The 12,682-nt window shown below is 37.8% G+C and carries 11 protein-coding genes; 2 read left to right on the top strand and 9 right to left on the bottom strand.

From position 1 onward, the window contains the following. Positions 1-68: 68 nt before the first annotated feature. From ltrA to FHG64_RS03950, 3 genes are all read right to left on the bottom strand, one after another. The gene (ltrA, locus tag FHG64_RS03940) at positions 69-1,301 is read right to left on the bottom strand and encodes a group II intron reverse transcriptase/maturase (RefSeq protein ID WP_139065197.1); all 1,233 of its coding nucleotides are present in this window, start codon (positions 1,299-1,301) and stop codon (positions 69-71) included. A gap of 963 nt (positions 1,302-2,264) precedes the next feature. After that, the gene (locus FHG64_RS03945; RefSeq protein ID WP_139065198.1) at positions 2,265-3,254 is read right to left on the bottom strand and encodes a hypothetical protein; all 990 of its coding nucleotides are present in this window, start codon (positions 3,252-3,254) and stop codon (positions 2,265-2,267) included. 314 nt (positions 3,255-3,568) lie between these two features. Beyond that, entirely contained in the window at positions 3,569-4,360 is a 792-nt protein-coding gene (locus tag FHG64_RS03950) for a hypothetical protein (protein ID WP_139065199.1), read from the bottom strand. Positions 4,361-4,681: 321 nt separating this feature from the next. On the opposite strand from FHG64_RS03950, the gene FHG64_RS03955 reads away from it, so the two are divergent. Beyond that, positions 4,682-5,344, top strand: a complete 663-nt coding sequence (locus FHG64_RS03955; RefSeq protein ID WP_139065200.1) for an acetyltransferase — start codon at positions 4,682-4,684, stop codon at positions 5,342-5,344. A gap of 8 nt (positions 5,345-5,352) precedes the next feature. Further along, on the top strand, positions 5,353-6,300 hold the full coding sequence (locus tag FHG64_RS03960; protein WP_139065201.1) for a glycosyltransferase family 2 protein: 948 nt from the start codon (positions 5,353-5,355) through the stop codon (positions 6,298-6,300). Between the two features lie 10 nt (positions 6,301-6,310). On the opposite strand, the gene FHG64_RS03965 is transcribed toward FHG64_RS03960, so the two are convergent. From FHG64_RS03965 to FHG64_RS03990, 6 genes are all read right to left on the bottom strand, one after another. Continuing rightward, the gene (locus tag FHG64_RS03965) at positions 6,311-7,168 is read right to left on the bottom strand and encodes a glycosyltransferase family 2 protein (protein WP_139065202.1); all 858 of its coding nucleotides are present in this window, start codon (positions 7,166-7,168) and stop codon (positions 6,311-6,313) included. Next, positions 7,161-8,135, bottom strand: coding sequence for a polysaccharide deacetylase family protein (locus FHG64_RS03970; RefSeq protein ID WP_139065203.1), 975 nt, complete (start codon positions 8,133-8,135; stop codon positions 7,161-7,163). The genes FHG64_RS03965 and FHG64_RS03970 overlap by 8 nt, the downstream gene beginning before the upstream one ends. Positions 8,136-8,181: 46 nt before the next feature. Continuing rightward, complete coding sequence (locus FHG64_RS03975; RefSeq protein WP_246054280.1) at positions 8,182-9,285, bottom strand: hypothetical protein; 1,104 nt, start codon at positions 9,283-9,285, stop codon at positions 8,182-8,184. Between the two features lie 101 nt (positions 9,286-9,386). Then, positions 9,387-10,307, bottom strand: coding sequence for a GNAT family N-acetyltransferase (locus tag FHG64_RS03980; RefSeq protein WP_139065205.1), 921 nt, complete (start codon positions 10,305-10,307; stop codon positions 9,387-9,389). Between the two features lie 56 nt (positions 10,308-10,363). Next, positions 10,364-11,488, bottom strand: a complete 1,125-nt coding sequence (locus tag FHG64_RS03985) for a glycosyltransferase (RefSeq protein ID WP_139065206.1) — start codon at positions 11,486-11,488, stop codon at positions 10,364-10,366. An 81-nt stretch (positions 11,489-11,569) separates the two neighbouring features. After that, entirely contained in the window at positions 11,570-12,652 is a 1,083-nt protein-coding gene (locus FHG64_RS03990) for a glycosyltransferase family 4 protein (protein ID WP_139065207.1), read from the bottom strand. Positions 12,653-12,682 lie beyond the last annotated feature (30 nt).

Genomic DNA, 12,682 nt, shown 5'->3' on the forward strand with positions numbered 1-12,682 from the left:
AGCCTCTCACAGAACCGTACGTGACAGTCTCCTGTCATACGGCTCGTGTTATTCTTTATAAATTAACACTAACCATTTTTCCAATGATAGAACAGGCTGGGATTTGCCTGTTTTATCTGTTTGAGTTTAAAGATAGACTTTCGACTGTTGATCTTGTATTTGTTTTTCAACCACTTGATCACGCGCATATCTACCTTAAACAATGTGCGTCTTAGGGTTCTTTGGCTGTATTTACTGTAATAATTTATCCAGCCTCTAAGTTTCATATTAAGACTCTTAGCGATGTCCGTTATTTCTAACGTTGTGTTATTCCATAACTTATTTTCTCTAATAGCGTCCCTGATCCTCTTCTGATTGGATTGACTGATTTCAGCTGTGAAGGCTGTATATTTTGAGCCATCAAACTTTCCTATTCTCGCCCTTGGCTGATAGCTAAAGCCTAAAAACTCAAATTTGACCGTCTCGTGTTTTTCCTTCCGCTTGTAATCTTTACAGTAAGCGATACGTGTTTTGGACTCATTGACCTGTAGCTTTACTTCAGTCAGTCTTTGTTTGACTGCCTCCAGTACCATTTCCGCTTCTTCCTTGTTGTTGCAATGGATGATAATGTCATCTGCATACCTAACAAAGCTTACTTGAGGAAAATGTTTACCGAGCCACATATCAAGGGAGAAGTGTAGGTATAGGTTGGCAAGCAAAGGGCTTATCACACCTCCTTGAGGCGTGCCTTTTCCTTCTTTTTGCTGTAAGGTGCCATCCTTCTTCTGGATGGGCATCCTTAGCCATCTCTCTACATACAATTTCACCCATTTTTCGTCCATAACATGTTGGATCGCTTTTAGCACCAACTCGTGATCCATCTCATCAAAGAACTTACTGATGTCCATATCTATCACCCAGTCTTGCTTAAAACAGTTCTGCCTGACTTGTTCTACGGCATCGTGTGCACTCTTTAGTGGCCTGTAACCATATGAGTTGTTATGAAAAAGATGATCTACCCTCTTTTCCATATACTCCTTTAACACCTGTTGGGCTATTCTGTCCCGCAGGGTTGGAATTCCTAATTTGCGCACCTTGCCATCCTTCTTTGGTATTTCTACCTCCCGGACAGCCTGAGGGTGGTAACTGCCAGAGGCAAGACGGTTCCAGATAACGTAGAGATTGCGCTCAGTCTGCTTATCAAACTCAACCCAGCTCTGGTTGTCTATCCCAACGGCTTTGCCTCCTTTTTTCACCTTGCGGTAAGCTTTTACCACCTGTGAAAACTCAATTGGTACTGTTTTCTTTACGTGTACGTTCATTTGTTAATCATCCCTTTTTATAGGTTGTAGTAGTGAACATTCATCTGAATAACCCGAACCCTTCGCTCCTTCCTGCTTTCACAGGACATCATCACTACTATGGTTCGGTCCGACTTCCGTTTCCCTGCTCTTCGCAGTTTCCCTGAAACGGAGATCCCGAGTTCCGTAATAAAGCCCGGATATAAGTCATGTCGCCTGTATAACGGTGGGCACACAGCCAGTAAACCAGGTTTCCGCTATGCTTGTCTCTGCATCCTCTGTAAAATGCGATTTTGCCACACAACTACCAATTTCGTTACTTCATCAGCGATTCATTTGCATTCATCTCTTATATCCCTACCTGATGGATTTGTTCCACCTTTTCCCTGAACGTTCACCACAGCGGCCTTACGGCTTTTGCAGCACAGGGTGGTTTGGCAACCCCGCCTGAACAGCGTTGCCGATACTTCGTTCTTATGACTAAGAGTTGTATCATCTTTATTACAGCATGTTAAAGAACTTCAGCCGTCTTTAACTTCACGGCACAAACAGAGTTTAAAAGGAGTTAAAAATGGGAGTTGCACGGAGTTAAAAGGATTGCGCGGAAAAGAATTCCCCTCCTTCGGAGGGGTGCCCGAAGGGCGGGGTGGGCACTGCGTGACTGAGATTTTTTTCACTTGTAAAATGAACAAAACGGATAACAGAATAAATCTTCTAATTAAAATTGCCGACCACTTTTAAGCTCTGAACTAATATCTCTTTTCCCGCTTTGCCCCTCCCTAAAGGGGGTGGGAAAAGGGGGGTGCTCCGTTGATGTTTGTTGGTTGGGGTTTGGTACCTGGGAATTTATTTATTTCTGACTCCGCGTATAACTCCGTGCTAAACTCCCCTTAACTCTGTGGTTAAAAAATTCGATCTGAAATTTATGTATAAAAAAACTGCCCAAATTGGGCAGTTTAGATAATTATAGAATGGTTAATAATTCTATTCCTCGTCTGGTACTACGGTAATGGTCAAAGTAACAGTATCTGTACATTCCCCATTTGTTAAGATATAGGTAGTCGGATAATCTCCCGGGCCACCATTTTCTGCATCATTGAAACGGTTGATAAGGTCCCAGATAGAAGGATCGAAATTTCCGTTTCTTGCAATTCCCGGTTCAAGAAGGCTTAAGTAAAGCTTTCTTACCTCATCCCAGCTCTCTATAGCTGCAGCTTCAGAATAAGTTATAGTCCTGGAATTATCTGCACCGGCATCTACCCCGTCACAAACCGGTTCAGATTGCTCATCGGCCACCACGGTTATTGTAAGCATCACAGAGTCTGTGCACTCTCCGTTGGTTACAGTATACTCGGTTGTATAATCCCCGGGACCACCTACTTCCTCATCATTATATTTATTGATAAGGTCCCAGATAGATGGATCAAAGTCTCCATTTCTAATTACTCCCTCTTCAAGCAGGCTCAAATAAAGTTTTCTAACTTCATCCCAGCTCTCAATGGCTTCAGCCTCAGATTGAGTAATAATCATAGAATTATCCTCTCCTGCAGTGAAATTATCACAGGTAGGTGCACTTTGATCGGCCACTACAGTTACTGTAAGCATGACGGTATCCATGCATTCCCCATTGTCGATGGTATACCAGGTAGTATAATCCCCTAATCCACCTTCTTCCGGGTCATTAAATTTATTGATAAGGTCCCAGATAGTAGGATCAAATTCCCCACCTCTATAAACTCCTTCTTCCAAAAGGCTTAAATACAATTTTCTTACTTCATCCCAGCTTTCAATTGCTGCGGCTTCAGAGTAAGTAATAGTCATGGTGCCATCAGCACCTGCGCATCCTGGTTCTTCCCCATCTGAAACCGCATTCATTTCCAGCAGCTGACTTTGCTGAATCTCAGTTTCTATAGGATCTACGGAACACGAAATAAAAAATAAGCCAAAAATTGGCAGTAGTAAAAACTTCTTCATAATCATGGTTTTATTGGTTTACAGAGTAAAAATAATACTTAGATAAGGGCAAAAAAGAGCCTTTCGATATAGGCTATGGATACTCGATGAAATGCACGATTTTTAGGATATTGTGAATTTATTTGGAAGAAATGCTAAAATTTTAGTAGGATTTACTTTACTAAAATTTTAACCAAAATGTTGGAAAGTCTTAAAGAACAGGTAATAATCGGCTGTAATTAAGGGTAGGTCCATTCCTACAAATTGAGTTGATGTAGGAAACAAAAATAAAACAGCACCAAAAGAGACTTTTGGTGCTGTTTGATAATTAAAATTTATTCCGGATCCGGGACCACGTTAACAGTCAGGAAAACGGAATCTGTACAATCCCCTACAGTGATAGTATACTTCAGGGTAAACTCTCCTGTTCGTCTTTCCTGCCAGTCGTAGATCATATTCCAGATAGAGGGATCAAAGGTCCCGTTTGTAGGAACTCCCGGGTCAAGAAGGCTCACATACATTTTACGTACCTCATCCCAGCTGGGAATGGCTGCCGCCTGGGATTCAGTAATTGTAGTGGAATTATTACTGCCGGCGCTCACTCCTTCGCAGGCCGGGTCACAGCTTTGCACACAATATTCAAAATAGGACCAATTTCCTTTAGGCCCCTGCAGGTCCCCTGCCCATAAGGAAGAACTGTTGGTACCATTTGAAAAAATCGCATTTGCGGCAATATAGAAGCACTCCTCATAACTACTCAAGGGGAAAATAAAAGTATGGGAATCTACTCCCGGAGAAAAGTCTTCCTGATGCTCCATTTGACCCGGAGGGAGATTGCCCTGCCCTACCAAAGGAAAATCCTGCAGGGTGTTTCCAAGCTGTAACCTGGCTTTAGAGAGACTGTTCCCTGGCTGAGCGGAAATAGTGATATACAGGTTAGTGTCATCATTGGTGATGTAAATTTCCCCTGAATCATTAAAGTCAAGGCTTTGTGTTTCACATCCCTCAACTTCAAATACAGCATTCTTTTCGAGAATTTGTTGTGGTTCAAAATCCAGCTCCTCATTATCTACAGAGCAGCCAATAAGAAGCATCGCTATAAGCGGAAAAAATAAGACCTTCTTCATAATCATCTATTGTTTAGGTTGTTATATTAAATTTAAGAAGGTTTTTTCGAAAAATTTTCTGCTATAGAAGTTATTCGTTATAAGGATATAATACTCGTTTAGAGGTATAAAAACTATCCTGCAGGCACGAATTTATATTTTCCTTTGGAGGAAAATGTAGGAGAAACCGCCAGGATTTCTTTCCAGCTGCACCAGGAGAAAATAAAAATTTGGCCTAAAAAGCATTATTAGGAGTTTTTCTGAAAAATGTAAAACCTATTTGAAGCAACATACTACAACAGCTGGGACAAATAAATTATATTTGTTTGAAACTTAGAATCTATGGATAAAAAAAGGCTTTTCATATACGGTGTAGGCAGGCTCGCAGAATATGCTGCCTATGTCTTCGAGAATGACAGCGAATATGAAGTTGAAGGTTATTGTATAGAAAATGAATATTTTCAAAAAAATAAAGATCAAAATTCAGGTACCAGAATCTTTGAAAAAATTGAGGATTTGCTGCTTCAGGAGGATTATTACCTGTTCATAGCAGTAGGAAATAATGTGGTGCGGGAGCGAATCTACACCGCTGCAAAGGAAAAAGGGATCAAATTAGCCACTTATATCTCCTCCAGGGCATCTACCTGGCCGAATATGAAAACAGGTGACAACTGCTTTATAGGGGAAGGCTCTGTAATCCAGCCTTTCGTTACAATAGGAGCAAACTGCATCTTATTTGGAGCCAGACTAGGTCATCATACACAGGTAAGTGATCACGTACTCTTAAGCGGGCCCACTATAGGCGGTAATGTAATTGTTGGAAAATATACTTTTATAGGGCTTAATGCGGTTATACTACAAAACCTGGAAATAGGAGCCAAAAATATAATAGGTATGGGAGTTTCCATTAAAAGCTCTACAGGAGAAGGGGAGGTATATTCCTCCCCCACTTTTAAAAAAAGAGAAGTGAGTTTTGATGATATAAGTAACAACTATCTCAACTAGAAATATAGATGGACTTCCGGGAGTTTAAAGAGAGATATCAGAAAAAAGAGGTGGAGGAAATCTCGTATTCTCCTCCAGAAGAACCGGTGGTAAGTGTTCTGGTACAAACCTACCAGCAGAAGGATTTTATAAAAGAGTGTCTGGACAGCATTTTAATGCAGGAGACCACTTTTGATTTTGAAATACTTGTGGGAGATGATGGCTCAATTGATGGAACCCGAGATATTTGTTTAGAGTATGCAAAAAAGCATCCTGAAAGGATAAGACTTTTCCTCCATCACCGGGAGAACCAAATTAAGGTTATGGGTGAACCAACTTCCAATTTCAATGCGTTTTATAATTTTTTCTCCGCCAGGGGTAAGTATATAGCGTTTTGTGAAGGAGATGATAAATGGACAGATCCTTTGAAGCTGGAGCAGCAGGTGGGGTTTCTGGAGAAGGATCCAAACTTCGTGCTTGCCTTTCATGCCTTTAAAGAAACAGATGAGTTTTCAGCAAATAATGCTAATGGACTTGATCAGGTTCTTCACGATGTTCCCTCAGAAAAATTAAAACTTTTAATTTTTCATCCTTTATTATCCACGATTTTTTTTCGAAATATAATGTCTGAGGTGCCTGCGGAAATAATGAGAGTTATCAATGTGGATAGTTTTTTTCTTTCTCTGCTTGGGCATTATGGAGATGCTAAGTTCCAGGCGGAAATCCAACCCAGTATTTATCGAAGGCATAGGGGTGGGGCCTGGACTGGAAGAAAAAAAGAGAATAAATTATACACCAAAATTAATACATATAGTCATCTCTCAGCCTATTATAAAAAACAAAAAAACAGAAAATTAAATTTATTCTTTAGGACTGCTAGACGAAACCATAGAAAGATGTTATTTTTGCACTACCTTTTCCAACTGAGTTTCAGAAAACTTTTCCGCGTGATACTTAAAAAAAGACTTAATAGTTGAAATTATTTTTCTAGAAAGCAAGCACCTTTTTTCCTTTTAGCAGTACATATCGTAATAAAGGTTTCAGATAATCAGGTTTTATTTTGTAAGCCTGAATATATAATCTCATGGCCTCACTACTTTTACCACTTTGTTGTTTTAGTAAACCAATTTGATAAACCAACCTTGCATGTGAAAGCGGATCAAAGAGATACAATTCCTTATGTTTTACCAATAAATTCTCTATAGATAGCAATTTATTTTGGACGGAGTTACTCTCACGTAATTTGGTATTTATATTATAAATAAGGAATAGACGAGAAATAATATGGACCTTAAGATCTTTTAGTTGCGAAATGCGTATTCCCAATTCATAATTTTCTCCAAAGTTTATTGAAGGATCAAATCCTCCTGCCTCTTCAAAAATTTTCTTTTTATAACAAGCACTTCCGGCTAAAAAACTGGCAGTAATATTATTATATATTTTTTCCAGACCAACAGGTTTCCAGTGGGAAGATTTACCATCTACCTTTTTTAAAACCTCCCAACAGATGAGGTCAAATTTCCAATATTCTTCCTCCCTTAAACATTTTAGTAGTCCCGGTTGGAAGCTGTCATCAGAATCCAGAAAAATTAAATAATCTCCCTTAGCTCTAAATACACCATGGTTTCGTGCGGCAGATACACCTCTATGTTCTTGATAATAGTGTCTAATTTGAGCTACATCCTTATAAGAATCAAGTATTGAACGGGTGGCATCGGTGGAGCCGTCATCAATGATAATTAATTCCCAACGGACACCCTTTTGCTCCGACACACTATCTATTGCAGCTGGCAAGCAATAGGCCCTGTTATAGGTAGGAATTATTATAGAAATTAAATTATCCAATTTTTTTTAAAGCTTTAGATCCAACTTCGGCCATATTTAAAGATTGCATTCCTTTTGTCCTTCGACAATTGTCAAAATGTCCTAGAATAATCTCAAGATCTTTAAGATTGTTTACCGGGTTAACCCCAAAATTGTGAGGATGCCACCATAGATGATAAATCTCATTTTTTTCGGCGGCATGTGTTATTTCCCCCAAGATTCTTTTCATTTTTAAATAATTGAGAACTCTTTTATCAGAAAACGGCCTTAATAATCTACTTGCCTTTTGTGAAGTTAGTTGTTTATCTAGTAAACTTACTTCCGACGGCTGATAAGTCTTGTCTTTCTTCCCCAGGTAGGCGTCCCCTGTCCTAAAAATTTTCTGTGCCAGACTATCTGTTTGGGTGTTCTCCCAATACCAAACCGTTGGATTGGAACGCACATTATTAATTCCATCAAGGGAACATATCTCAAGATAATCTAGGTTGATTTGATTTCGGGGAAAAACAAGTGATTCTAACTCAATATCAAATTTTTTAGCAAGTTTTATGGACGTTTGAAGGTCGGCTTTAAAAGCAGGTAGATCCTGCCCGGGTTCCAGACAATAATAGTGGGAATAGGTATGAGTTCCTATTTCCTGACCGGGTGCTTGTGCAATCATTTTAATTAAATCAGGAGCGAAACAAAGAGGTTCTGTCACTTTTGAACGAATCTTTTTTCCATAATTATAGGCAGAGAAGTTCATATTTTGATAGTTTGGTACTACTTCTGGAATGTTCTCACTCCATTCATCCCAATTTTCATTGAAAAGCATTCCCACAGTAGCCCAGGTACAGTGAATATTAAATTGCTGAAAAAGATGAAGTATCTTCGGAATAACTTTTCGAGTTTCAGTAAAATAGTCAATTTTTTCCTCGTAAGAAACCTTATCGAATATTCCCCACAAAAGTTCAAAATCTAAAGATATAACTAGAACCCCATTATTCATGTTTTATAATTTACTTTTTTTCCTGGATAATTTATCACAAGAAAATTTAAACATTGTGCTTTTCGAAATGTTTCAACCTTAAACTCCTTATTTTTTTTATTTTCAAAATCCTGTCATATCGTTTTTGAGCCATATAATAAAAAATAACAAAAAACAAAAAGTACATTACCATCGACTTCTGTCTCATTATAATTCCCAAATTTGACATAACAAAGGACATGGCAATAGAGGCAAGCAAGAAAACGGTTATACTCATTTTCACACTAACTGGGGATTTCCTTAAAAAACTAATAAAATCTTTTTTAATAATTTTAAAAAATAACAGTAAATATATTAGGTTCTCAAAAGAAACAATTAAACCCAATAAACCTGGAGCGTCAAAAAAAAGTGGACGGAACCAGAATGTGAACAATTTAATTACCATCGGATAATTGGCCATATCTACTCCTGAACCTGATTTCGCTAACTCTCCACCTCTATCTTCTGAGAACTGTTCGAATCCTTCAACCAGATTTTCACTTTCGTTTAAACCGGCCATACCCAGAATGGTATCCTGTACCAACAGTAGACTGCCAACCATTCCTATATAAATTACCATTTTTTTCCAAAGGGCAATCTTTTCCCGGCCTGTCATATAACCAAGTACCGCACCTGCCGCCACAAATAAAAAAACATGAGGTCGAATATAATATGTTATAAAAGAGCTTAGGATCAATGCTCCCCATCGATTTTTGGGATCTTTAATAGCATACGCAAACATCATCAAACCCATAAAAATAGGGGCCCCTTTGCCTAGAGAGGCAGTCCAAAAATGCATATTAGGTAAAAATAGAATAAGAACTAGAAAGTCTAATTTAAATACTTTAACCTTAACAGAGATATTCTCTCTAAAAAAAAGATAGGCATATAAAAATCCTAAATAGCCAAACCAGGAAAATAAAACCATCATCATTTCATAACTGAAACCAAAAAAATTGATAAACGGCCATGAAATAAAATCTATAAAAGTTGTACTTGTACCAAAATATTCTCCCCAACTATCTAAAAGTTGTGGTCTTTCATAATACATTTTTGAATCTGATGCATTATAAAGTGCATAGGTATAATAAACACCAAAAAATACTAAATGGTAAAAAAATAACCAATTCATTAATTTTTTAGAAAAGAACTTATGCTTTTTTTCAAACCCGTTAAAGAGGATTTGATTGATTAAAAAAAGCAGCAGTATGAGAACCAGGGCCCCAATCATGATTAAAACAGTTCCATATCGCCCAAGCTATAATTCCATAGCTTTATATTAGGCAGATTATCCTCCGTATAGTTAATTGCTTTGAACGTCAAAACCGGACCGAAATTCCGCGTAACTCCTATTTTGAAAGAAATATCTGCATTGGGCGAGATACTTAAAAAATGAGCCCCCGATTGGTCCGAAAGTTCTAAAATGGCCTTTTTAATATTTTTTTCCCCTATATCATCATACATTGCTTCCACAATCCGAAACTCTTTAATCCGGCCTCTATCCTTTGAATAGCCAGCAATAAAAAAATCTTCATTTGCAATTATACTATATTTTTGAATTGGGTTAATAAAATACCGCCAATTAAGATATTCAATGTTTTTAGGTGTAAATAAGGTTTTTTTTTGGGAGTTCTGTTTATTCTGTTGAGCTAATAGTTTTACACAACTCTCCACCTCCTCTTTATTTTGAAACCTGTAACCCTGGTTGGCTCCAAAAAAATTCAGAGGTCTAATTGTTATTTTAAGCTTCTCCACCTCTTCCCAACCCATTTTGAGATATCCCGGTTTGCTTTGAGCATTAGGAGTGTTAAAAACAAAATGATCACCCCGCTCTTTTCCTATCTCAAGGGCCTTCAAAGTCAATTTTTTAAAAATACCTTTTCCCTGATAATCCGGATGTGTTGCAGTATCCACTGCCCTGAAGGTCGAGAAAATTTCATCACCTTTTTGCCATTTCCACCTCATAAAAGCGCGCACTCCAATGATGATCCCCGCTTCCACAGCAACCAGAACAAGGGACTCCCCAAATGGATTTTCAATATGCTTATAACGCCAAATTTCTTCCGTCTTTTTAGAAGATGTTTCGCCCAAACTAGCTTTTAAAACCTCCAGAATTTGAGGTATATCATTTTGCTTGGCTTCTCTAATTTGCATGGATTCAATGGTTAAATAGTGTTTGTTTAATCCGTTAATTCGGAACCGCTTATTCGTTAGTTCCTTGTTTTGCTTTTATTCAATACCTCAATATAACATTCTTCCAGTTCCATCACCATTCTTTTCATACTAAAAGCCTCCTGGACACGTTTTCTCGCCGCTTTTTTATATTCTTCAAGCTTATCTGGATCATCTAATAGGATCTGAACTTTTGATGACAGTTCCTGCCACTCATCAACCGGGCAGGTCAGGCCGTCTTTTCCTTCCCTAATTACTTCTTTTATTCCTCCAGCGTCAGTAGACACAACTGCACATTCCATACTCATTGCCTCAAGCAGCGCTATTGGTAACCCTTCAAAAGAAGAGCTCATCATAAATATATCCATAGCGTCAAAATAAGGCTTGACATCTGTTTTCAACCCCGGAAAAAACACAATCTCCTGAAGATGCAGATCCTGCCACTCCTTTTTAACCTCCTCTTCCAAAGGACCTGCGCCAACTATAATGCCATATATATTGGAATTAGTTTCTCGCAACTTCTTTATAACTCTCAACCACTCAATGAGGCGTTTTTGAAATCTGAAAACTGCGACATTCCCTATAACGATTCCATTCTCTGGGATGTTAAAGTTTTTTCTAATTTCTGAATTATTAGATCTTTTAAAAGCCTTTGTATTTACACCATTCAAAAGGGTCTTAACCCGAACATTCGGTTCAATATTTTTTCTAATCGAAATAGTTACATCTTCAGAAACCCCAAGAGCCAGGTTCTGGGAATTGAAACTGAATTTATTTAAAGATTTAGTAGCAAAGTGGTACCGCTCCTGCATATTATGTTCAGTATAGATCACAGGAACCCCGGTTTTTTTATGAACCAATCTACCAACAAATCCAGCCCAGGGTAAATGGCAATGAATAAGGTCTATATGATTTAATTTACAATAGTTTATGATTTTTTTGTATTGCGCAATCAAGCGAATATTATCTTTTGCTTCCAGACATTTCACCATACCGCCCGCATCTAGAATGGCTTTTACCATCTGGTCTTTCCAGGGAAGAAAATAGATATAATGAAACTCAAATTTTTCCTGATCATGAAGCTTCAGGGTTTCAGGGAGTAGCATCTCTGCTCCACCCCGTCCAAGAGATTTAATTATATGCAGAATTCTGATTTGCTTCATGCGGGCTTTTTAATCCACAAAGTTACCCTAAATGCCAAAGGAGACAACATTTTTTGAGGATTTTAAGTATTATTAGCCTCTCTATGTATATACTTCTTTGTAAGCTCTTACAAAGCGCTTTGAAATTTTTATATTCATAAACTTTTTCCTAACAATTTTATAAGCCACTTGGATTTGTACTTTATCAGGATACTCAACTGCCCTAATTACGGCTTTTGCAAAAGACATTTCATCCCCCACTGGGATAAGGCTTCCGGTAGAAGAATTCACAATTCCCGGAATTCCCCCTACGTCATAAGCAATTACCGGAGTTTTACAATACATTGATTCCAATAGTACCCCTGGCAGTCCTTCTATGATGCTGGGCAGCAAAAATGCCTTGGAATTAACTATAATATCCAACACATCAGTTCTATATCCTAATAAGGTAACTCTTTCTCCTAGGTCAAAATTTTTAATTTCCTGTCGAATTTTATCTTCCAGTATTCCCTTACCTATTAATAAAAGATGAGTTTGGGGTAATTTCTTATTTACCTCCGAAAAAATACGCAATAGACCCAGGTGGTTTTTTTCAGGAACAAAACTACCAATGTGTAAAAGAATTTGTTTTTTAACAAACAGGGTCTTGATCTCATTAGAAAGAGAGCCCATTATGTTTTTTTCAATACCTATTTCCACTGTTGTTATTTTTTCAGGGGGATAATTATAAGTTACAATGAAATCTTCCTCGCACTCCTTAGAGACAGAGATAACTTTTGACACCTTAGATAAATAAAATTGATTTAATTTTCTTTTAAAGAAAGAGTTTATGAATAGGCCGGATTTATTTGCATTTCTAAATATTATAGGTGGTTCAAAGTTGAAAATAAACTTTGCACTTGCTGTAAACTTAAGAGTGTCCCCTGCATTAGCTTGAATAAGATCTGGTTGAATTTTTTTTAAGAGTGTACTAAATCTTTTCCAACCCTTAATGTCATAAAACCTTTTTTTAATTGGCCGGTTCAACTCTATGATTGAACCTTTAAACGGAAGGCTCGCGTCTCCTGGATATAAAGCCACCATCCACACCTCATGACCTTTTTCTAAAAGATGATTTGAAAGCTGACAAGCAAAGATTTCTGCACCACGCAATTGTGGGCGTTGAATAACGTGTATTATTTTCATAGGTCCCTCCTTAAGCTCCTTATAAGAGCA

The organism is Antarcticibacterium flavum (assembly GCF_006159205.1).
Taxonomy (GTDB): Bacteria; Bacteroidota; Bacteroidia; order Flavobacteriales; family Flavobacteriaceae; genus Gillisia; species Gillisia flava.

Excerpts from the sequence above, each read along its gene's own strand:
- FHG64_RS03970 (WP_139065203.1), bottom strand. The coding sequence starts at position 8,135 with ATGAATAATGGGGTTCTAGTTATATCTTTAGATTTTGAACTTTTGTGG.
- FHG64_RS03985 (WP_139065206.1), bottom strand. The coding sequence starts at position 11,488 with ATGAAGCAAATCAGAATTCTGCATATAATTAAATCTCTTGGACGGGGT.
- FHG64_RS03950 (WP_139065199.1), bottom strand. The coding sequence starts at position 4,360 with ATGAAGAAGGTCTTATTTTTTCCGCTTATAGCGATGCTTCTTATTGGC.
- FHG64_RS03975 (WP_246054280.1), bottom strand. The coding sequence starts at position 9,285 with ATGAATTGGTTATTTTTTTACCATTTAGTATTTTTTGGTGTTTATTAT.
- FHG64_RS03990 (WP_139065207.1), bottom strand. The coding sequence starts at position 12,652 with ATGAAAATAATACACGTTATTCAACGCCCACAATTGCGTGGTGCAGAA.
- FHG64_RS03945 (WP_139065198.1), bottom strand. The coding sequence starts at position 3,254 with ATGAAGAAGTTTTTACTACTGCCAATTTTTGGCTTATTTTTTATTTCG.
- FHG64_RS03980 (WP_139065205.1), bottom strand. The coding sequence starts at position 10,307 with ATGCAAATTAGAGAAGCCAAGCAAAATGATATACCTCAAATTCTGGAG.
- ltrA (WP_139065197.1), bottom strand. The coding sequence starts at position 1,301 with ATGAACGTACACGTAAAGAAAACAGTACCAATTGAGTTTTCACAGGTG.
- FHG64_RS03955 (WP_139065200.1), top strand. The coding sequence starts at position 4,682 with ATGGATAAAAAAAGGCTTTTCATATACGGTGTAGGCAGGCTCGCAGAA.
- FHG64_RS03960 (WP_139065201.1), top strand. The coding sequence starts at position 5,353 with ATGGACTTCCGGGAGTTTAAAGAGAGATATCAGAAAAAAGAGGTGGAG.